Consider the following 21,184-nt stretch of genomic DNA (forward strand, 5'->3'; position numbering starts at 1 on the left):
GGCGCGTCGGACAGGGCGGACCGGCGGCACGGAGACGAGTCGCATCCGGCGCGCGTCGTGGCCGCGCCGCGGCGCCAGGGGCGGCGCCCACGGACGCGGCGGCGGCTCGCCGGACGTCAGGGGGCGGCGGCGATGAGGAGCGTGGCGACGCCGTGGGTCTCGCGGCGGACGGTGCAGACGCGCGTCCCCGGTTTGTGGCCGGGGCGCGCCTCGGAGACGTCGAAGCCGGCGGCGAGCAGGCGGGCGCGCGCGGCGTCGATGTCGGCAACGCGGTAGGAGATGCCCCAGAAGCGATCCGGCGCGGCCGCGGCGCCCAGCGGCGCCGCCAGCTCCACGGTGATGCCGGCGAGGCGGAAGAAGAGGAGCCGCACCCCGCGCGGCTCGAAGGTGCGGTCGAACGCCAGGCGCAGGCCGAGGCGATCGCGGTAGAGCGCGATCGCCGCCTCGGCATCGGCGGTCATCACCACGACGTGGTCGATGCCGTCGACCGCCGCCCGCGGATCGCCGGCGATCGCCGCCGGCGGCAGCGCCGCGGACGGCGCGTCGTGCTGGATGATCAGGAGCGGCACGCCGCGCGTGTCGGCGGGCGGCAGGACGACGGTGCGCCAGCGCCGTTCGGCGCCGCTCGCCGTATCGCGCCCGCTGCCCGGCGTCGGGTCGCCGGCCGCGATGCCGGCGGCGCGCAGCGCGGCGGCGCAGGCCGCCGCGTCGGCGGTGGCGAACGCGAGGGCGTACGGCCCCTCGCCGTGGACCTCGAGGTGGCCGCGCAGCGCCGCGGCGAGCGGCCCCTCGCCGGCGGGCGCGATCAGCTCGACGTAGGTGTTGGCGAGGCGGAAGAGGACGTTCGCGGTCCCCCACCCCGGGTGCACGCCCTGCCACGAGGAGGCGCGGCCGTAGAGCGCGCCGTAGGCGCGCGCCGCGGCGGGGAGATCGCGGACGGCGACGACCACGTGGTCGAGGGCGCTGAGCCCCGGCGCCGCGCTCACTGCCAGCTCTCGACGCCGCTGCGCTCGAGCGACAGTTGATCGTGCGACACCAGCGGGACGGCGTGCGCCTCGTCCTCGAGCCGCTTGAGGAAGCGGCGCAGCTCCTGCTGGCGGGATTCCGACTCGGGGATGATGAAGGTGCGGTAGACCCAGGGCTTGGGAATGTCGTGTTCGATGCCGTCCGCGTTGTTGACGATGTCGCCGACGAACACGTAGCGCCGCTGTCCGTCGCCGCTGCCCACCTGGGCGATGACGATCTGGCTGCCGGGCGTGTGCCCGCCGGCGTCGATGACCGAGACGCCGGGGAACCCGGGCACCGGCATCAACGGCCCGCCGTCGAGACCCACCGGCCGCGCGCAGGCGGCGTCGCGGATCTGCGCCAGCCCGGGGCGGGTGGTGTAGTTGGGGCGCTGCGCCTGGGCGATGGTCATGAACACGGCGACGTCGTGGTCGACGCGCGCGCAGAGCGCGCCGATGCCGCCGGTGTGATCGGTGTGCGGGTGGGTGAAGATGACGCCGCGGACGCGCGCCGCGTCGATGCCGAGCGCCTCGGCCGTCGAGCGGTGGGGCTGCATCGGCTGCGCATCGCGGATCATCTCGATCGGCTTGCCGAAGGCGATCGCCTGCTCGGCGGTCATGCCGGTGTCGATGAGCAGGATGCGGCCGTCCGCCCATTCGAGGACGAACGACGGATGGCTCATGACGAAGGGCGCGCCGGGATCGGGATCGCGGTCGGCCTCGAGCACCCCGGCGCGCGCCATCGGCTGGCTGGCGGTATTGATGATCGACAGGCGCAGCGGCGGATCGTCGACCGGGCGCGCGCCGGCGATGTCGGCCACCGCCGGCAGCGGCGCCCGTTCCGCGTCGATCGCCCGGTGCGCCCACCACAGGCCGCCGGCCGCGAACAGGATCAGACCGATCAGCGATCGCAACAGCCACCGTCCGATTCGTCGCACGCCTCGCCCCTCCGCCGGCGTCTTTGGCACCCCACGGCGCCGGCCGTCAAAGCGCCGCCCACGCTCGTCGGATCGTCGCGCGGACGCAGCGGTTGTCGTCGCCCTCATCATGGACTAGACGGCGAGGCGCATGGCCCAGCCCGCGCCCACTGCGACCTACGACGCCGGCGGCGCCTCGTTCCGCCGCGGCTGGCCGCTGACCCTCACGGCGACCGTCCTCACCGCGACCGTCTGCAGCTTCGCCTACACCCTGCTCGGCGGCGGCCTCGAGGGCTGGCACGCGGTGGTGCGCACCAGCGCCAAGACCTCCCTGCTCTTCTTCCTCGCCGCCTTCGTCGCCTCGTCGCTCCGCCCGCTGTGGCGCACGCCGTTCACCGCCTGGCTGCTCGCCAACCGACGCTACGTCGGGGTGTCGTTCGCGACCTCGCACGCCATCCATCTCGTCGGCATCCTGATGGTGGTGGCGCTGTCGCCCGACTTCTCGCGCGGCGCCACGACCCTGATCTTCGGCGGCCTCGGCTACGTGCTGCTGTTCGCCATGGCGGCGACGTCGTTCGACGGCGCCGTCGCCTGGCTCGGCCGCCGGCGCTGGCAGCTCCTGCACCGGACCGGCATGTACTACCTCTGGCTCATCTTCGCGATCTCGTACCTGCCGCGGGCGCTCGTCGAATCCGCCTGGTACGCGATTCCCGCCGGCGCCCTGCTCGCCGCGCTCGCCCTGCGCTTCGCCGTCTACCGGCGGCAGCGCCGCTGAGAAAAGCGCGGCGCCGTCGTCGCCATCCGTCCCCCGGGGTGTACGCTGAGAGACACCCACGAGAGGAGACGCGATGACCTACACGCTGCCGGACCTGCCGTACGACTACGCGGCGCTCGAGCCGCACTACGCCGCCAGGGTGCTCGAGCTGCACCACGACACGCACCACGCGGCCTACGTGAAGGGCGCCAACGCGACCCTGGAGACACTGGCGGAGGCGCGCGCCCGCGAGGATTTCGCCGCCATCAATCAGTTGCAGAAGAACCTGGCCTTCCACCTCTCCGGCCACGTGCTGCACTCGCTGATGTGGAAGAACCTCTCGCCGCGCGGCGGCGGCCGCCCCGAGGGCGAGCTGGCGGCGGCGATCCACGAGGCCTTCGGCTCCTTCGAGGCCATGCAGCAGCAGGCGAGCGAAGCGGCGAAGAACATCCAGGGCTCGGGCTGGAGCACCCTCGCCTGGGAGCCGGTGGGCCGGTGCCTGGTCGTCGAGCAGGTGCACGACCACCAGGGCAACATCGGCAACGGCACCGTGCCGCTGCTGGTGCTCGACATGTGGGAGCACGCCTACTACCTGCAGTACCAGGCCGCGAAGGGGGACTGGGTGCGCGCCTTCTGGAAGCTCGTCGACTGGCCGGACGTGAGCCAGCGGTTCGCCAAGGCGCGCGCGCTCGACCTCGGCCTCTGAGCACCCTACCCGCTCACGGTTTCACGGCGCCGGCGGCGTAGGCGACGGCGGCGGCGGTGGTGAGCATCTCGGCCCGCGACAGCACGACGGTGTAGCGGGCGGCGGCGAGATCGCGGGCGGCGGTGAGCAGCTCGACGATGTCGCTGAGGCCGACCTTGTAGGTCGCGAAGGTGCTCGCATAGGCGTCCTCCGAGGCGGCGAGCAACGCCGCCGCGAACTCCACCTTGCGCACCGCGGCGCGATAGTCGTGATAGCTGCGCCAGACGCCGGCCACCGCATCGAGCTCGCTCGCCGCCAGCTCGGCGCGCGCCGCGGCGGTGGCGTGCTCGGCTTCGCGCAGCGCGTTGGCGCGCTCGAAGCCGGTGAACAGCGGCCAGTCGAGGGTGAACAGGGTGTCGTAGGTGGGCTCGTTGGCGCGCAGGTTCGACATGGCGGCGGCCTGGTAGTTCCAGATCTGCTGGCCGTAGGCGCCGCGGAAGCCGATCGTCGGCAGGAAGTCGGCGCGCGCCTTCGCCACCTGGGCCTCGGCGGCGCGCAGCTCGGCGGCGCGCGCCGCCAGGTCGGGGCGGTCGCGCAGGGCGTCGGCGATGACCGATTCGACGGCCTCGGCGAGCGTCTCCGGCGCCTGCGCCGCCAGCGGTTCGATGCGCAGCGGCCGATCGGCGCGGACGCCGAGCGCCAGCGCCAGGTCGGCCTCGCCGTTCTTCACCCCGACCACCGCGTTCTCGACGTCGTAGCGGGCCTGGGCGTCGAGCTGGCGCGCCAGCAGGACCTCGGGCTTGGTGGCAAGCCCGACCGCCAGACGCTGCTCGGACGCTGCCAGCACCGTCCGCGCCAGATCCAGGTTGCGGTCGGCTGCCGTCTCCAGGCCCTTCGCCGCGTCGAGCCGGTAGAACGCGCGCTGCGTCGCGAACACCACGTCCTGCAGCCGCCGGTTGAAGCGGAAGTTGGCCGCCAACAGTTGCTGGCGGGCGCGCTCCGCCGACTGCGCCGTGCGACCGAAGTCGAGCAGCGTGTAGGTCAGGGCGATCTCGGGTTCGAAGGCGTGCAGGTGCACGGTCAGCGGCGCGTCCGGCACCGCCTCGAGATTGCGCTTCACCGGCCGGGCGCCGGCCTCGGCGCGCAGCGTCGGGTAGTACGGCGCCAGCGATCGGCCGTAGGCGGCGGCGGCCTGGCGCGCCGACTCCCAGGCGGCGCGGGTGTCGGGGTTGTTGCGCAGCGCGAGGTCGATCAGCGCCGGCAGGTCGTAGACCTCGGCCGGGTCGGGCGGCGCCTGCAGCGCCTCCCGTGAGGCGTCCGGCGCCGGCCGCGGCGCCGCCGCCGGCTCGCTCGGCTGCCAGCTCTCGTGCGCCCGCGGCGGCGCCAGCGCCTCCGGCGCCCAGGCGCGGCGCACGTCGGGCGGCGCCTGCCAGACCCCACAGCCGGCGAGCAGCGCGCCGAGCAGCGCCGCCGCGGCGCGGGCTTTACTCCGCCCGAGCGTTCGTGTCTCTAGAGTCGCCATGTTCGCCGGGACGCCTCGCCCACCCGCCACCGCCGTGCGGCGCCGTGCATATACGACGGCGGCGCGGCGGCCAATCCTCGCCGCGGCGGCGCTGGTGCCGGGCTACGATCCGCTCTTCGACCTCGAGGGCGCGTTCTTCCCGTCGTGGATGCTCTGTCTGCTGATCGGCATCGCGCTCACCGTCGCCTTCCGCCTGCTCTTCGCGCGCCTCGGCCTCGAGCCCCACCTCGGCCCGTTGCCCGTGGTCTACGGCTGCCTGGCGCTGCTGCTCGGCATGAGCGCCTGGCTGCTCTTCTTCCGGGCCTGACGTGGCGGCGGCGCGCGACACCGTGCTGCGCCTCACCGGTCGCCTGCTCGGCGCCGGCATCGTCATCGCCACCATCGCCATGGGCGCGGTCGTCTACCGCCTCCTCTACGACGAGCCGCGCACCGACGACGCCTACGTCCGCGCCAACACCATCGGCATCGCGCCGCACGTCGGCGGGCCGATCGTCGCCCTGCCGATCGTCGACAACCAGCGGGTGCAGGCCGGGGATCTGCTCTTCGTCGTCGACCCGCGCCCCTACGAGGCGGTGCTCGACCAGGCCCGCGCCCAGCTCGCGCTCACCGATCTCGAGATCCGCGGCTATCAGCAGGCGGTCGACGCCGCCGCCGCCACGGTGGCGGCGCGCGAGGCGGAGGCGCAGTACGCCGACGACTACCTGCGCCGCGTCGAGCCGCTGCTCGCCAGCCAGTTCGTCACCCGCGACCAGGTCGAGGATGCGCGCAGCAAGGCGCGGGCGGCGCGCGCCGCCGTCGCCGCCGCGCGCGCCGAGCTGCGCCGGCAGCAGGACCTGCTCGGCCAGCTCGGCGACGTCAACGCGCGCCGCCAGGCGGCGCAGGCGGCGGTCGACGACGCGGCGCTCAACGTCGGCTACTGCTCGGTGCGGGCGCCGTTCGACGGCTACGTCACCAATCTGAACATCGCCGTCGGCCAGTACGCCAACAAGGGCGAGGAGGTGTTCGCGCTGGTGGACGACCGCGAGTGGTACGTGATGGCCAATTTCCGCGAGTCGTTCCTCACCCACATCGCGCCCGGCATGCCGGCCGAGGTCTACCTGGTGAGCTACCCGGCGCGCCGCTTCCGCGGCCGCGTGCAGGGCATCGGCTGGGCGCTCTACCAGCGCAACGGCGCCAGCGTCGGCGTCCTGCCGGCCACCGAGCCGACGTTGAACTGGGTGCGCCTCGCCCAGCGCTTCCCGGTGCGCATCGTGCTCGAGGAGCGCGATCCGGACCGCCCGTTCCGCATGGGCCAGACCGCGGTGGTGACGGTGCGCGGCGGGCGCTGACGTGCCGCGTCCGGCGCCCCTCTTCCCCGCCGCGCTGCGCCAGGAGCTGGCGCCGACGCCCGGCCGCTGGCGGCAGTCGCTGCTCGTCGCCGCCTGCTCGAGCGTCGGCCTGCTGGTGGCGACGGCGCTGCAGTTCGCCACCTTCCCGGCGCCGCTGCTGGCCTTCCGCGGCGCCCTGCCGACCACCGCCCACAGCGTCGCGCTGCTGCTGCTGCGCCTGGCGGCGATCGCCGGCGGCGGCATCGCCGGCGTCTGGCTCGCCGGCGTCGCCGTGCAGGTGCCGTGGCTGCTGCTGCCGGCGTTCTTCCTCGTCATCACCGCCCTCATGTACATGGTGCCGATCCGCCAGAATCCCGTCGCCGGCTACTGCCTGGCGCTGATGGTGGTGGTCGTCACCTACGGCGGCATCTTCGCGCCCCTGCGGATCGGCGAGACGGCGCTGACCCTCGGCGTCGGCTTCGCCATCGGCATCCTGGTGTCGGCGGGCTTCTGGTTCCTGCGCGCCCTGCCGCCGCCGCGCCAGCGGCTGGCCGTCGCGCTGGCGGCGCACTTCACCCGGCTGCGCCGGGTCCTCGCCGCGGCCGGGGCGCGCTTCCGCGCCGCCGAGCCGCTGCCGACCGGCGCCGAGACGCCGCCGCTGTCGGCCCTGGCGACGCACCTGCAACTGCTGTCGCTTGTGCGCATGCAGCACGGCGACCCCGAGCTCGCGCGCGCCTTCGTCTCGCTCATCACCGCCGGCGAGCGCCTGGCGCTGTTCGTCGAGACCGCCGACCAGCTCTCGCGGCTGCCCGGCGGCCGCACCATGCGCCGCCTGTGCGATCGCGAGCTGGGCGCGCTGCTCGACGCCGTCGACGACGCCCTCGGCGCCTACGCGCTCGCCGCGCACACGCCGACGGCGCTGCTGGCGCACGATCTGGCGCCGGCGGCGCCGTGGCCGGATTTCGACGCCCTGGTCGCCGCCCTGCTCGCGCGCGAGCAGGCGTCTGCCGGGACGCCGGCGGTGGCGACGGTGGACGTCGCCGAGTCCGCCACCTTTCACGGCTTCGCGCAGGCGTTGCAGGGCGCCGCCGAGGTGCTGCACGCCCCGCCCGAGGCGCGCGAGGCGCTGCCGCCGGATGGCGGGCCGCCGGCGCCGAGACGCCTGCTGCCGCCATTTGACGCCTACGCGGCGCAGTTCGCGGCGAAGATCGGCCTCGCCTGCACGCTGTCGCTGCTGATCGGCGTCGTCGCGCACCAGCCGGCGCTGGAGACCGCGGTGCTGAACCCGCTCATCCTCGCCCAGGGCAGCTACGGGGCGACCCTGCGCCAGACCTGGCTGCGCCTCGGCGGCGTCCTGCTCGGCGGCGTCGTGGCGGTGCTGACCGTCATCGCCTTCATGGCCAACACCAACGACGTCGCCCTGTGGCTGCTCTTCTTCTTCCTGCTGATGCTGCCCTGCGCCTACGTCGCCCTGGGCGGCGTGCGCTATGCCTACCTCGGCCAGCAGAGCGCGATCACGTTCATGATCATCATGGTGGCGCAGCGCCCGGTCACCGATCCGCACGAGGCGCTGTGGCGCTTCTTCGGCACCGTGATCGGCGCCGCGACGCTGTTCGGCGTCTTCGCGATCCTCGCCCCCGACTACGCCGGGCGCCAGATCGTCGGCCGCTTCGCCGACCTGCTGCGCCTGCTGCTCGACGCCCACCCGCCGCACGCGGCGCCGGCGCCGCCGGCGGCCCGCGCCCGCGCCCTGCAGGAGCAGATCACGGCGGCGCTCGCCGATGTCCTGCGCCTGATCGAAGAGGCGCGCTACGAAGGCGCTGCCAGCGGCGTCGACCCCGATGCCGCCGCGCAGGCGGCCGGCCAGGTGCGGCGCATCGCCCACCGCCTCGCCCTCGCCCGCCGTTCGCGCCGCGACCGACCGCCACTGCCCGCCGCCGCCGCGGCGCCGCACGCCGTCCTCGACGCGGCCCTCCGCGCCCGCCTGCAGCGCCTGCTGGCGATGCTCGACGCCCGCCACCATCGCGACCGTCCCGGCTCGCCGCGCCACGCCGCCGCCTGCGCCGCCGCCCGCGCGGTCGCCGGCGGCGAGCGGCGCGCGCTCGACGCGCCGCTCGCCGCCTTCGTCGCCGCCGCCGATGCCGTGCGCCATGCCCCGCCGAGCGGCTGGACGCGCCAGCACGTCGAGGCGCTGATGGCCGAGGTCGGACACCTGCAGCGCATCTGCGCCCTGTTGCCGGCGCTCGAGGAGCAGCTCGAACGAACCATCCTGCCCGACGCCGCGCGCCTCGCCGCCGGACGGCCGATGCGACCCGGTGTCGCGGCGCTGCTGCCGTCGTAGACCGCCTCGCCGCCCCTGGTGGCTGGCCAGCCGCCAACCCGCCTGGTATGGCGCCGGACGCATGGGGAGGCTGGCAGCGCTCGTCGCCGCGGTCGTCGTCTGGGCGGCGCCGGTCCACGCCGACCAACCCGGGGACTGGGCGCGTCGCATCGAGCTGCCGACCTTCGCCGGCGAGGGCCCCTTCGTCACCGTCCCCGCCAACGTCGTCGGCATGCCGACCATGATCCTGTTCGGCGGCGCCGCCACAGCGGTGTGCACGCCCTTCGACCTGCTGCGCGGCCTCAGCGTCGGCGCCGGCTACGGCACCGTCGCGGCCGCCTGCGCCGGCCGCGCCGGCGAGCTCGCCGGCAGCGCCGCCTACATCATCGGCGGCGCGCCGTTCTGGGTGGCCAAGCAGGTGTTCTGGAACGCCCCACGGGCGCTGATCGGCCGCGGCTGAGCGGCGCGGACGACCGCCCCGGATCGCGACTGAGCCAAGCCGCGCGCGGAGCCGCGGCGGTGGAAACAATCCCGGCGCTGTGATTCGAGTGCGGGATGGGGTCGCTGCAGGCGGCGTTCGCTCGGCTGGCGCCGCCGCCGGCACACGGCAGCGCGGCGACGTGGCCGCCGCGCGCCGGTGAAGGGGAGGCCGAACCGGGCGCATTTCGGGAGATGGCCCCCACCCTCGCCGCAGGTGGCAGACCCCGAGCGCGCCGAGCGCGAGCTGGTCGAGCGGCGCCGGTGATGACGCCCGCCCGTCTGCTTCTCGTCCTCCTCCTCGCCGCCGCCCTCGCCGCCTGCGGCGACTCCGACGCCGCGCCGCGCGCCACCCCGAGCGCGCTGCCCAGCGCGACCCACACCGCGAGCGCGACCGAGACCGCGACCGCGATTCCAACGGCGACCCACGGCGTCACCGCCCGCCCCACCGCCACCGCGCCGCCGAGCGCCACCGCGACGGCGAGCTCGACCGCGACGGCGAGCGCGACGCCGCCGCCCAGCGCGACACCGACCGATACCCCTGACGGGTTCGTCGCGGCGGCGATCGCCCGCCAGCGCCAGCTCGACTACCTGCGCTACGCGACCACCCGGCTGTTGCCCGGCAGCATCACCAACGTCATCGCCCACATGCAGCGGGCTCGCGTCGACCCGACGTTCGCCGTCACTCCCGGCGCGGTGCCGGCGGATGCCTGGGACGCCATCTTCCGCAAGCTCGAGACCCTGCAGGACACGCGCGATTTCGAGGCCATCGAGCTGGTCACCGTGCTCTACGACTACGCCGATGACCCGCTGCTCGCCCCGGGGCTGAGCGAGAAGGTCGAGCAGGCGCTGTTGACGTTCAAGTTCTGGTACACCGAGCCGACCCCCGAGGGCGCGATCGACGAATCCTACTACTGGACCGAGAATCACCAGGCGCTCTACCACGCCATCGAGTACCTGGTGGCGCAGCGCTATCCCGACCGCGCCATCGGCCGCGATGGCCGCAGCGGCGCCGAGCACCTGGCGCACGCGCGCGACCTGCTCCTGCAGTGGCTCGACTTCCGCGCCCGCTACGGCTTCACCGAGTGGCACTCCAACGTCTACTACCAGGAGGATCACGACGCGCTGCTGACCCTGGCGGAATTCGCCGCCGACCCGGCCATCCAGCAGCGCGCCGCGGCGATGCTCGACGTGCTGCTCTTCGATCTCGCCGTCCACACCCACCGCGGCAACTTCGGCGTCACCCACGGCCGCTCGTACAAGAAGGACAAGATGAGCGGGCGCGACGACGACACCTGGAACGTCGTCCGTCTGCTCTTCGACCGCAGCGAGGGCGACTACACCTCGATCGGCGACAGCGCCGCGGTGTTCCAGGCGCGGGCGACGCGCTATCGCCTGCCGGAGGCGATCTGGCGCGCCGGCCGCAGCTCCGCCACGCTCATCGATCGCGAACGCATGAGCCTGCCGCTCGCCGAGAACGGCCCCTACGTCGAGCATCCCGTGGCGCCGGGCGGCTACTCGTTCAGCGATCCGCGCGACCTGCCGATCTGGTGGGGGATGCAGGCGCTCACCGCCTGGGAGGTGGTGCCGCTCACCGTGCAGACCATCGACCAGTACGACCTGTGGGACACCCAGCTCTTCTCGCGCTTCCGCGCCCTGCGGCCGCTGACCGCCGACATCGTCGCGGCGCAGAAGCTGTCGGCGCTGCTCGGCCCGCTGATCAACTTCGGCCTGCTGGAAGAGGTCAACACCTACACGTACCGCACGGCGGACTACCTGCTGTCGAGCGCGCTCGATCACCGTCCGGGGGCGCTCGGCGGCCAGATCCACGCCTGGCAGGCGACCTTCGGCGCCGATGCGATCCTGTTCACGCAGCATCCGGCGGTGCCGATCGTGCAGTCGACCGCCTGGCGCGACGACCCCGATCCCGGCTACTGGACGGGCGAGGCGTCGCTGCCGCGCAGCGCACAGGTCGAGAACGTGGCCATCCACATCTACGCGCCGCAGTACCCGGGCATGAACCCGCCGCCGCTCGATGGCTTCCGCTACGAACCCTACACACACGCCTACGTGCCGCAGGACCACTTCGACGAGGTGGCGCAGGACGGGCCGTGGACGTTCGTCCGCAGAGCCGACGGCTACGCCGCCCTCTACTCGTATCGACCGACCGAATGGATCGTCGTCGACCCGGCGCTGGTGGCGACCAATGGCATGACCCGGCCGTTCGACCTGCGAGCCAACGGCGGTCCGGACAACGTCTGGATCATCGAATGCGGACGCGCCGCCGACTGGGGCAGCTTCGACGCCTTCCGCGCCGCCGTCGCCGGCGCCGCCGTCAGCGTGGCGCCGCGACCGCCGGTGGACGGTCGGCTCGACGGCTTCGACGTCACCTACGATTCCCCCAGCCAGGGACGGCTCGCCTTCGGCTGGCAGGCGCCGTTCACGCGCGATGGCATCGCGCTGCCGATCCGCGACTTCCCGCGCCGCGACAACCCCTGGTCGCAGACCGCGTACGGATCGCCGCGCACGGCGATCGACGTCGAGGGCCATCGCGTCGACCTCGACTTCGAGCTGGGCACCCGCCGCATCAGCGCGGCGGACCACTGAGGCGCACGGAGGAGAGAACATGGAATTCGGAGTGCAGATCAGCAGTGCCGGCCTGGCCGAGATGAAGGCGCTGGCCACCCAGGCCGAAGCCCTCGGCTTCGGCGTCCTGATGCTCGCCGATCACATCGTCTACGAGGGCCCGGAGAAGCAGATCGACACCAGTTGGCCGTCCTACGACGCCATGGTGCGGGCGGCGCTGCTGCTCGAAGCGACCAGCCGCGTCCGGGTCGGGCACCTCGTGCTCTGCAACCTGTTCCGCCATCCGGCGATCACCGCGCAGGGCATCCTGACGCTCGACCACCTGAGCGGCGGCCGCGCCTTCTGCGGCATCGGCACCGGCTGGACGGCGACCGAGTTCGCCATGACCGGCATCCCCTACCCCGACATGCCGACGCGTCTCGAGATGCTCGACGAGGCGCTGACGGTGATGAAGATGCTGTGGAGCCAGGAACGCACCACCTTCACCGGGCGGCATTACCAACTGCGGGACGCGATCCTGTCGCCGAAGCCGGCGCGCCAACCCGAGATCCTGCTCGGCGGCGGCGGCAAGGGGCTGCTGCGGGTCGCCGCCAAGCACGCCGACGTGGTGAACATCATCGCCGCGGTCGGCGCCAACGGCTACATCTCCACCGCCGAGGCGGCCAAGCTCACCGACGAGAGCTTCCGCGCCAGGGTCCGTTTCCTGCGCGAGGAGGCGGCGCGCCACGGCCGCGACGGCGACGCCATCCGCATCAGCAACGTCGCCTTCACCACCATGCTCACCGACTCGGCCGAGCAGACCCGCAACGCCTGCGAAGCGCTGGCCGGCTTCTTCCGCATCCCGGCCGACGCGGTGCCGCGGGCGCCGCTCGCCCTGGTCGGCACCCCGGACGCGGTCGCCGCCGAGATCGCACGCCGGGAGCGCGACTGGGGCGTGTCGCAGATCGTCTTCTCCGCCCGCGAGCCCGGCCTGATCGAGCGCCTCGCCAAGGACGTCCTGCCGCTGGTGCGATAGCGTCGCGGTCCGCCGCGGGATGCCAGCATCGACTCGCGGAGGCGGCTGGCATCCCGCCCGCCCCCAGGGATGCGTCCGGATCCGTGGCGCGGCTCCGCCGTGGTTTCGCGGCGCCGGCCGCGCCGGGACATCCTGGCGTCTACTCGGACGGACCGCCCGCAGGCGGGCGCCGCGGCCGTGGCGCGTCGCCGGAGCGGCGCCTGCCGGCCCACTTCATCACCTCGAACGCGACGGTCGCGGCGGTCGCGGCGCCGACGCAGACCGCGACGTCGAGCGGGTGCAGGACGGTGAACTGAAAGGCGGCGCGCACCGGCGGCAGGAGGATGACGAGGGCGAGCAGCGCGACGGCGCCGCCGCAGACCAGCCAGGCGGTGGGATTGGCGACGCGCAGGGTGCTGAGCAGGCTGCGGTGCAGGGAGCGGTTGCTGAGGATGAGGCCGACGTAGGACAGCACCAGGGTCGCGAAGGTCAGGGTCCGCGCGTCGGCGGGCTCGAGCCCCCGCGCCAGCGCCACCGCGAACACCGCCAGCACGGCGCCGACGACGCCGAGCCCCTGCAGGACCCCGGACGTCACCATGGCGCGCGACAGCAGGGGCTCGCCGGCCGGGCGCGGCGGTCGATCCATGATGTCCGGCTCCTCCGCCTCCGACTCGAACGCCAGCGCGCAGGCGGGATCGATCACCAGCTCGAGAAAGGCGATGTGCAGCGGCGACAGCACCAGCGGCCACTTGAGCAGCAGCGGGATCAGCGCCACGCCGGCGATCGGGATGTGCACCGCGATGATGAACACCATGGCGCGCCGCAGGTTGTCGTAGATGCGGCGGCCCATGCGGATGCCGGCGACGATCGACGCGAAGGCGTCGTCGAGCAGCACCACCGCGGCGGCCTCGCGCGCGACGTCGCTGCCGCGGCCGCCCATGGCGATGCCGATGTGCGCCGCCTTCAGCGCCGGGGCGTCGTTGACGCCATCGCCGGTCATCGCCACCACCGCGCCCGCGGCCTTGAGGGCGTTCACCAGGCGCAGCTTCTGTTCGGGCAGGACGCGGGCGAAGACCTGGGTGGTGCGCAGGCGGGCGGCGAGCGCCGCGTCGTCGAGCGCATCGAGCTCGGCGCCGACCAGCGCCGCGCCCTCGGCGAGGCCGATCTCGGCCGCGATGCGCTCGGCGGTCAGCGGATGGTCGCCGGTGATCATCACCACCCGCACGCCGGCCCGCCGGCTCTCGGCGACCGCCTGCCGCACGTCGGCGCGCGGCGGGTCGGCCAGCCCGACGAGCCCGAGGCAGTCGAAATCGAACTGGTGCGGATCCGCGGGCAGCTCGGCGGCCTCGCAGTAGGCGCGCGCCACGCCGAGCACGCGCAGGCCGTCGGCGGCCATCGCGGCCACCCGCGCCGCCATCCGCTCGCTCGCCGCGGCGTCCAGGTGGCAGAGATCGGCGATCGCCTCCGGCGCGCCCTTGGCGGCGATCAGCGCCCGCCGCGCGTCGGGGGCGCGCCAGACCTCCGAGAGCGCCAGCCGGTCGCGCGCGAGCGGATACTCGCGCAGCCGCTCCCAGTCGTCGTGGACGTGCTCGGTGCCGGCGAGGGCGCGGGCGGTGAGCTCGTCGCAGGCGCGCTCCATCGGGTCCACCGGGTCGCGCTGGCTGGCCAGGCGCAGCGCCTCGGCGAGGTCGTGGAAACGCTCGGGGAGCGTCACCGGCCCTTCGGCGGCGACTGCCAGGCGCTCGCCGCCGACGTCGAGCTGCGCCACCGCCATGCGGTTGCGGGTGATGGTGCCGGTCTTGTCGGCGCAGAGCACGGTCGCCGCCCCCAGCGCCTCGATCGCCAGGGAACGACGGGTCAGCACGTTGCGGCGCGACAGGCGCCACGCGCCGAGGGCGAGGAAGACGGTGAGGACGACCGGGAACTCCTCCGGCGTCATCGAAATCGCCAATGCGACGCCGGCGAGCAGTCCCTGCAGCCAACTGCCGACCAGACCGGCATAGAGCACCGCGACGAGCAGGCAGACGGCGACGCCGAACACGGCCGCGACCAGCACCACGCGGCGGATCTCGCGGTGCAGCGGCGTGTCCTCGCCCTCGACCGCCGACAGCGAGGCGCCGATGCGGCCGATGGCCGAGTCGCGGCCGGTGGCGCGCACCAGCAGGCGCCCGCGGCCGCGGGTCACCAGCGTCCCCGAATAGACGAACGGCGTGGCGTCGCCGCCCGGCGGCGCCATGGCGAACGCCGCCGGATCGGCGCGCTTGTCGACGCCCAGCGCCTCGCCGGTGAGGAGCGACTCGTCGACCGCGAGGTGCTCGGCCTCGAGCAGGACGCCGTCGGCCGGCACGCGATCGCCCTCGGCGAGCAGGGCGACGTCGCCCACCACGACCTCCCGGCCGGCGATCCGCGTCGGTTCGCCGTCGCGCAGCACCAGCGCCCGCGGGCTCGACAACTGGCGCAACGCCGCCAGCGCGCGTTCGGCCCGCCACTCCTGGTAGAGTTCGATGGCGATGATCAGCAGGATGCCGACCCCGAGCACCACCGCCTCGCCGACCGAGCCGAGCGCGAGGTAGATCGCCCCCGCCGCCAGCAGCAGCCCGACCATCGGCTCGCGCACCACCTCCAAGGCGAGGTGCAGCAGGCCGCGCGCCTCGTCGGCGGGCAACTGGTTCGGGCCGTCGGCGGCCAGTCGCCGCGCCGCCTCCGCGGCGGTCAGTCCGCTCCCGTCGTCCACGCCGGACCTCTAGCGAACCCCGCGCCGCCGCCACAGAGGCCCCGCGGACGAACGACACCCGCGGACTCGGCCGCGGGTAGTGTCCTAATCTGAGCCTTAGCCCTGATGTGACGAAGGACTTTCACCACGGAGGCACGGAGACACGGAGAGCACTGATCTCGAAGCCCGCTCAGCGTTCATCCCAAAGTTCATCAGAAATGGAGTGAGAAGAGGCCCCGCGCCTTCGCTATGGCACCGAGCCCTCCGTGTCTCCGTGCCTCCGTGGTGAAGGGTTTTTGTCGTATCGAGATTAGGACAGTACCCGGCCGCGGCGCGGGCAGCGGCGGCTCAGCGGTCCAGCAGCTCGAGCTTCTCGCGCTCCCTGAACTCGTCGCGCAGCGCCGCGTAGTCGGCGGCGGTGAACGGTCTGAACGCGGTATCGCCGCGCTGCCGCCAATAGACCGGCTCGTTCGCCGGCAGGCGGCTCAGGTCGAAGTGCGTCTTCTTGTAGTTGCGCACCAGCACCTTCTGCGTCTGCGTGAACTCGAAGTCGCCGACCACGCGGACGAAGTCGGGGAACCACTTGCGGTCCATGCTGGCGCCGTTCACCTGCGCCTCGCACCAGTCGAAGAAGCCCTTGGGATCGAAGCGGGCGCCGTCGCGCAGCTTGATCGTCGCCATCACCAGCTCGTCCGACACCGAGCACGGCACGCCGTAGGCGACGGCGAGCTGCACGTCCGGGTGCTCGGAGAGGATGCGGCCGACCTGACCGGCGGAGAAGTTCTCGCCGTCCTTGCGGATCCAGTCGTCGGTGCGGCCGTCGAAGAAGAGGAAGCGGCGGCCGTCGACGACCAGGATGTGGCCGAGGTCGCCCGAGTGGTAGACGCCGTCGCGGAACTTCTCGCTGTTGGCCTTGGGATTGTCGAAGTAGCCCTGGAAGAGACCGGTGTCGGCGGCGACGCGGCAGATCTCGCCGACGCACTGCTCGTAATTCAGCAGCTTGCCGTCGGCGCCGAGCTCGGCCGGCGGGCACTCCGCGCCGTCCGGACCGAGGATCTTCACCGCGGCGTCCAGCACCTCGCCGACGCTGCCGCGCGGATCGCCCTTGCGGCGGAAGGTGCTGATCGCCGCCTCGGTCGAGCCGTAGAGCTCGAACATGTCCTCGAGCCCCATCCACTCCATGAACCGATCGATGTCCGGCGGCGCGGCGCCGTTGCCGACCGCGTAGCGGAAGTGGTTCTTCGGGTTGTCGGTGATCTCCGCCTTGATGCGCGCCTCGTCGCCGCCGTACTGCTTCTCGATCGCCGCCAGGACGTAGTGCACCGGCTCGCCGACGTAGTTCCAGAAGGTGACGCCGTAGCGGAGGACGTCGGGCACGAACTGGCTGGCGCTGAAGCGCTCGCGCAGCGCCATGCCGCCACCCACCCAGAAGGCCGGCATGAAGCCGACGAACATGGCGTTGGAGTGGAACAGCGGCATGCAGGCGTAGCCGATGTCGTCGGCGCCGAGCCCGAGGTTGGCGCTGACGCCGAAGCCGGTGGCGCACAGTTTGGTGTGGTTGTTGTTGATCCCCTTCGGCAGGCCGGTGGTGCCCGACGTGTAGATCACCATCAGGTTGGTGTCGCTGGTCACCGTCACCGGCGGCGCCTCGAGCGACCGCCCGGCGGGCGCGACCTCGCGCTCGACGCAGGCGACGAGGTCGGCCGCGGGGTCGACGTCGCCGGCCCCGGTCTTGAGGATGAGCACGTTTTCCGGCGCGAGATGGGTGAGGTCGCGCCGGATGCGCTCGACCTCGGGCCAGAAGCGCTCGTCCACCACCAGCAGGCGGGCGCGCGACTGGTTCAGCACCCCGGTCAGCACCTCGCCGCGCAGCCCGGTGTTGACGCCGAACAGCGTCAGGCCGCCGAAGGCGCAGCCGCCGTACAGCGCCAGCAGCTCGAGGTGGTTCTCCAGCACCATCGCCACGTGGCCGGGCCGCCGCTCATCGATGGAGCCGAGGCGGCGCAGGAGGAAGTGCGCCATGCGCACCGACTCGTCGCGGAATTGCGCGTATGTCCAGCGCCGGTCGCCCTGCATGAGCACCGTCTTCTTCGACGCCTCCGGGTGGACGGCGCGCGCCTCGATCTGCTCGCCAACGGTAAAGCCTGCCTCGAATGCCAGCGGTGGTGCTGCCACTGTGGGGTGCCTCCTCGACCTGTGTGGGGAATACGAGGGTCGGCTTAGCAGCGGCGGCGGCGCGTGTGAAGCGCGACGCGCCGGCGCGCTTGCCCGCCGCCAGGGCGCCGCCTATGAGTCCGCACCATGCCCAGTCCGTGGATCGACGCCGAGTTTCACGCCGAGGTGACGCTCGCGCTCGGCTATCGCTACCGGCTGTCGCTGCCGGAGGGCGAGCCCGCGGCCGGCGGGCGCTGGCCGCTGCTGGTCTTCCTGCACGGCTCGGGCGAGCGCGGCGACGATCTCGACGTCGTGGCGCGCAACGGCCCGCCGAAGCTGATCGCCGAGGGCCGCCGCTTCCCCGCCATCGTCGCCAGCCCGCAGGCGCCCGAGCACGCGGCGTGGGACCCGCACGCCGTGCAGGCGCTGGTCGACGCGCTGCGCCGCCGCCATCCGGTCGACGACGATCGCGTCTATCTCACCGGTCTCAGCATGGGCGGCTACGCGGTGTGGGACACGCTCGCCGCCTACCCCGACACCTTCGCGGCCGCGGTGCCGATCTGCGGCGGCATCGGCGCCGCGATCGTCGCCGCCGAGCGCTTCGCGCACGTGCCGGTGTGGATCTTCCACGGCGCCGACGACCCGATCGTCCCGGTCGAGAACGCGCAGCGCATCCACGACGCGCTGCTGGCCGCCGGCGGCGCGCCGGCGATGACGATCTACCCAGGCGTCGGCCACGACTCCTGGGTGCGCGCCTACGACGATCCGGCCCTGTGGGCCTGGCTCTTCGCCCAGCGCCGCGCCGCCGCGCTCCGCTGAGGGCCTGCGGCCGCTCGCCGCGCGACGGGCGGCTACCCCGCCGCCCCGACGACGCACACCCCCGCGGCGCACTGGCCGTTCTGCTCGCCGACCCGGCAGTCGAGGCCCTCGGCGCCGGGTTCGCTGCGGCAGGTGCCGCCGCGGTCGCGGTAGTCGTAGGTGCACGGATTGCCGTCGTTGCAGGTGTTCGGCACGCATCCGGGCGAGCCCTGGATGCAGAAGGCCGACAGCGGCGTGTCGCGCCGGGCTTCGCGGTCGGCATCCGCGCCCTCGTTGAACGCGCCGGTGCCGGCGCCGACGAACATCTGGCCGCCGACGATGGTGGCGCCGGCGGCGACGCCGCTCGGCACCGGGGCGGCGAGCACGGACTTGAGCAGCGAGCCGCCCTGGCGATCGAACACGTTGATGTTGGGGCGCGGCGTGCCGCCGCACAGCGCCAGCCCGGGCACGCCCATGCACGGCGCGTACGACGTGTCGGCGCTCGAGTCCTGCCAGCGGACGCTGCCGTCGCTGAGGTTCAGCGCGTGCACCGACGGCTTCTGCGGCCGGCTGATGCTGAAGCCGAAGCCGGTGCTGAACACCGCGATGCCCTCGCCCACCGAGGCCGAGCCGATGATGCCGCCGATCGGCCCGCCGGGAACGACGTTGGTCGCCCAGTATGGCTCGACGACGCCGCTGATCTGGTTCACGCCGCCGCGGTCGAGCGCGTAGTAGGTGCCGTCCTTGCCGCCGACGCCGACCAGGTCGCGCACCGCGCCGCCGATCTCCGCCTCGAAGAGATTCGGCACGGCGCCGAAGTCGAGATCGTCGGGATCCACCTCGCGGGGCCGCCAGCTCCAGGCCAGGTCGCCGTCGAGGGTCAGCGCGATGATCGCCTCCTCGAGCGGCGGCGTCACCGGCGGCTGCGGCGTGTTGGGATCGTCGTCGACGTCGCAGTTGCTCGATACCGTGTAGAGCTGGCGCCGCCGCATGTCGACCGCCATCGACGACCAGATGTTGCCGCAGCCGATGCTGGTGCGGTCGAAGTCGCAGCCCGGCCGGCTCTCCAGGAATCCCTCCGGCAGGCCGAGCGCCTCGGCGCTGTGGAAGCCGTCGAAGCGGCGGATGTTGTCCTCGGCGAAGGGCCGGCAGGTGGCGGTGGTGACGACGTCGAACCACCAGGCGAGGCGGCCGTCGTCGGCGCGCAACGCGAAGATGGCGCCCTTGCCGGGAACGCCGTCATTGGTGTCCATGCCGAGCAGCACCAGGCCGTCGACCACCGCCGGCGTCGATTCGATCTGGTTGCGCTCCTCGCGCGTCGTGCAGGTGGTGCAGCCGGTGCCGGCGTCGAACTGCCAGAGCTCGGCGCCGGTGGTGGCGTCGAGGCAGTAGAGCGTCTCGCCGCCCGGGACGTAGACGCGCTGCTGGCCGTCGATCCAGGCCACCGTCGGCGAGCCGGCGTACGGATAGTAGGTGCCCGGCTGCGGCTTCATGAGATAGCGCCACGCCAGGCTGCCGTTCTCGGCGCGCAGCGCGTACACGTAGCGATCCCACGAGGGGACGATGACGATCTGCGTCCGGCCCTCGCCCGGCAGGTCCACCCAGGTGACCGCGGCCTGGGCGCTGATCATGCCGCCGGTCATGTAGCGCCACTTGTTGACCAACTGCGGCGCCGTGCCGGCATTGAGCGCCCGTTCGCGCGGATTGAAGTAGGTGCGGCGGATGCTGCCGCCGAGGGTGAGCCACTCGTCGGCGCGCGACGGCAGCACGGCCAGGCCGTCGGGGAAGCTGATGCCGCGTCGCATCAGCTCCGGCTCGGACGGCCGGCCGGCGTCGTCGAAGGTGACGCGGCGCAGCGTGCCGGCGCCGGCGACGTCCTCGTTCTGCTCGTTCAGCCCGAGGTCGGCGTAGTAGAGCGTGCCCTGCGAGTCGAAGGCCATGCCGGCCGGGTTGCCCCAATCGCCCGGCGGCAGCACCTCGCGGAGGAAGGTGCCGTCGGCGGCGTGCTCGCGGATGCCGGCGTCCCGCCCGGCGAGGCCGACCACCTGCGAGACGAAGAAGTGGCCATCGCGACCGCGCGCCACGCCGAGGGATGCGACCGCGTCGCTGTAGGCGATGAACGGCGTCTTCACTGGCACCACCGTGTCGCACTCGTCGGCGTTGGCGGGGAACGGCGCCGCATAGCGCTGCACCCGACCCGGCGGCCCCGCCTCGGCGACGTAGAGGTTGCCGTCGTCGTCGCTGGTCATCAGACCGGGCGTCCGCAGGCCGCCGTCGAGCGTGCAACTGGTGGTGTAGTCCGGGGGGAAGAACACGACGAGATGGCCGTCGGCGCCGCCCTGGGAGCCGATGGCGCTGCCGAACAGCCGCCCGTCGGCGTCGACCACGCAGCCGATCGGATCGGGGTTGGTGGTCTCGTTGTCGAACGCCGGAAGGGGAATCTTCTGCAGGAAGGTGCCGTCGGCCGAGAAGATCGCCCACCCCGGACGGACCGCCGGCTGGCCGGTGTCCTCGCCGCCGACGTAGCTGCCGGCGCCGCCCGGCAGCAGGCAGATCTGGCCGTTGATGTTGGCGTGGGTGTTGGGGACGGTCGTCGTCACCGCCCCGCTCGCCAGATCGTACTCGTCGAGCTGGTTGTTCTGCGGGCTGAACAGCACCTCGCCGGCGGGGCCGCCGCCGCAGCCGGACAGCGCCTTGGTGACTCCGCGCACCAGCTCGTTGATCCCCACCACGCCGTCGCGATTGTTGTCGATGGCGTCGCAGACCCCGATGGCGTCGCCGCCGAGGGCGATGGTGACCGCCCGCACCAGCTCGTCGATCGTGACGCGCCGATCGTCGTTGCAGTCGCCGACGCACGCGCTGCCCGCGCGCGGCAGGAGGACGGGCGCGACCAGCGCGCAGATGGCAATCCAGCGACGGACCCTCGAACGCATTGCGACCCCCGTGGCGAAGC

General features: G+C 73.3%; 15 protein-coding genes. 9 read left to right on the forward strand and 6 right to left on the reverse strand.

Features of this window, described 5'->3' with window-relative positions; translation table 11 throughout:
* Positions 1-116: 116 nt before the first annotated feature.
* Together KF840_20365 and KF840_20370 are read right to left on the reverse strand one after the other, a co-directional pair.
* Complete coding sequence (locus KF840_20365) at positions 117-986, reverse strand: VOC family protein (protein MBX3027258.1); 870 nt, start codon at positions 984-986, stop codon at positions 117-119.
* The gene (locus KF840_20370; GenBank protein MBX3027259.1) at positions 983-1,942 is read right to left on the reverse strand and encodes an MBL fold metallo-hydrolase; all 960 of its coding nucleotides are present in this window, start codon (positions 1,940-1,942) and stop codon (positions 983-985) included. Before KF840_20370 ends, KF840_20365 begins: the two co-directional genes overlap by 4 nt.
* Positions 1,943-2,072: 130 nt before the next feature.
* On the opposite strand from KF840_20370, the gene KF840_20375 reads away from it, so the two are divergent.
* Together KF840_20375 and KF840_20380 are read left to right on the forward strand one after the other, a co-directional pair.
* On the forward strand, positions 2,073-2,696 hold the full coding sequence (locus KF840_20375; GenBank protein ID MBX3027260.1) for a hypothetical protein: 624 nt from the start codon (positions 2,073-2,075) through the stop codon (positions 2,694-2,696).
* 73 nt (positions 2,697-2,769) lie between these two features.
* Entirely contained in the window at positions 2,770-3,381 is a 612-nt protein-coding gene (locus KF840_20380; GenBank protein MBX3027261.1) for a superoxide dismutase, read from the forward strand.
* Positions 3,382-3,394: 13 nt separating this feature from the next.
* On the opposite strand, the gene KF840_20385 is transcribed toward KF840_20380, so the two are convergent.
* Positions 3,395-4,882 (reverse strand): TolC family protein, encoded by a 1,488-nt coding sequence (locus KF840_20385; protein ID MBX3027262.1) that lies wholly within the window; start codon positions 4,880-4,882, stop codon positions 3,395-3,397.
* A 34-nt stretch (positions 4,883-4,916) separates the two neighbouring features.
* Here KF840_20385 and KF840_20390 point away from each other — a divergent pair, with 34 nt between their 5' ends.
* The 6 genes from KF840_20390 to KF840_20415 all read left to right on the forward strand — a co-directional run bounded on the left by KF840_20390 (position 4,917) and on the right by KF840_20415 (position 12,587).
* Complete coding sequence (locus KF840_20390; GenBank protein ID MBX3027263.1) at positions 4,917-5,189, forward strand: hypothetical protein; 273 nt, start codon at positions 4,917-4,919, stop codon at positions 5,187-5,189.
* A 79-nt stretch (positions 5,190-5,268) separates the two neighbouring features.
* The gene (locus KF840_20395; GenBank protein MBX3027264.1) at positions 5,269-6,210 is read left to right on the forward strand and encodes a biotin/lipoyl-binding protein; all 942 of its coding nucleotides are present in this window, start codon (positions 5,269-5,271) and stop codon (positions 6,208-6,210) included.
* Between the two features lies 1 nt (position 6,211).
* Positions 6,212-8,530, forward strand: coding sequence for an FUSC family protein (locus tag KF840_20400; protein ID MBX3027265.1), 2,319 nt, complete (start codon positions 6,212-6,214; stop codon positions 8,528-8,530).
* A gap of 61 nt (positions 8,531-8,591) precedes the next feature.
* Positions 8,592-8,969, forward strand: a complete 378-nt coding sequence (locus KF840_20405) for a hypothetical protein (protein MBX3027266.1) — start codon at positions 8,592-8,594, stop codon at positions 8,967-8,969.
* 284 nt (positions 8,970-9,253) lie between these two features.
* Positions 9,254-11,593 (forward strand): hypothetical protein, encoded by a 2,340-nt coding sequence (locus tag KF840_20410; GenBank protein MBX3027267.1) that lies wholly within the window; start codon positions 9,254-9,256, stop codon positions 11,591-11,593.
* A 19-nt stretch (positions 11,594-11,612) separates the two neighbouring features.
* On the forward strand, positions 11,613-12,587 hold the full coding sequence (locus KF840_20415; GenBank protein MBX3027268.1) for an LLM class flavin-dependent oxidoreductase: 975 nt from the start codon (positions 11,613-11,615) through the stop codon (positions 12,585-12,587).
* Positions 12,588-12,726: 139 nt separating this feature from the next.
* Here the strand turns inward: KF840_20415 and KF840_20420 are convergent, their stop codons facing one another.
* Positions 12,727-15,300, reverse strand: a complete 2,574-nt coding sequence (locus tag KF840_20420) for a cation-translocating P-type ATPase (GenBank protein MBX3027269.1) — start codon at positions 15,298-15,300, stop codon at positions 12,727-12,729.
* Between the two features lie 327 nt (positions 15,301-15,627).
* Positions 15,628-17,454 carry an AMP-binding protein gene (locus KF840_20425; GenBank protein ID MBX3027270.1) on the reverse strand — a complete coding sequence of 609 codons (1,827 nt, stop codon included), beginning with the start codon at positions 17,452-17,454 and terminating at the stop codon, positions 15,628-15,630.
* A gap of 126 nt (positions 17,455-17,580) precedes the next feature.
* Here KF840_20425 and KF840_20430 point away from each other — a divergent pair, with 126 nt between their 5' ends.
* Positions 17,581-18,252 (forward strand): prolyl oligopeptidase family serine peptidase, encoded by a 672-nt coding sequence (locus KF840_20430; protein ID MBX3027271.1) that lies wholly within the window; start codon positions 17,581-17,583, stop codon positions 18,250-18,252.
* Between the two features lie 32 nt (positions 18,253-18,284).
* Here KF840_20430 and KF840_20435 read toward each other — a convergent pair whose 3' ends face one another.
* Positions 18,285-21,164 carry a PQQ-binding-like beta-propeller repeat protein gene (locus KF840_20435; protein ID MBX3027272.1) on the reverse strand — a complete coding sequence of 960 codons (2,880 nt, stop codon included), beginning with the start codon at positions 21,162-21,164 and terminating at the stop codon, positions 18,285-18,287.
* Between the last annotated feature and the right edge of the window lie 20 nt (positions 21,165-21,184).

The organism is bacterium (genome assembly GCA_019637795.1).
Lineage (GTDB): Bacteria > Desulfobacterota > Binatia > HRBIN30 > CADEER01 > JAHBUY01.

Bases quoted from the DNA above. Each gene is read 5' to 3' on its own strand.
- KF840_20410 (MBX3027267.1), top strand. From the start codon at position 9,254: ATGACGCCCGCCCGTCTGCTTCTCGTCCTCCTCCTCGCCGCCGCCCTC.
- KF840_20435 (MBX3027272.1), bottom strand. From the start codon at position 21,164: ATGCGTTCGAGGGTCCGTCGCTGGATTGCCATCTGCGCGCTGGTCGCG.
- KF840_20405 (MBX3027266.1), top strand. From the start codon at position 8,592: ATGGGGAGGCTGGCAGCGCTCGTCGCCGCGGTCGTCGTCTGGGCGGCG.
- KF840_20430 (MBX3027271.1), top strand. From the start codon at position 17,581: ATGCCCAGTCCGTGGATCGACGCCGAGTTTCACGCCGAGGTGACGCTC.
- KF840_20380 (MBX3027261.1), top strand. From the start codon at position 2,770: ATGACCTACACGCTGCCGGACCTGCCGTACGACTACGCGGCGCTCGAG.
- KF840_20385 (MBX3027262.1), bottom strand. From the start codon at position 4,882: ATGGCGACTCTAGAGACACGAACGCTCGGGCGGAGTAAAGCCCGCGCC.
- KF840_20395 (MBX3027264.1), top strand. From the start codon at position 5,269: ATGGGCGCGGTCGTCTACCGCCTCCTCTACGACGAGCCGCGCACCGAC.
- KF840_20375 (MBX3027260.1), top strand. From the start codon at position 2,073: ATGGCCCAGCCCGCGCCCACTGCGACCTACGACGCCGGCGGCGCCTCG.
- KF840_20415 (MBX3027268.1), top strand. From the start codon at position 11,613: ATGGAATTCGGAGTGCAGATCAGCAGTGCCGGCCTGGCCGAGATGAAG.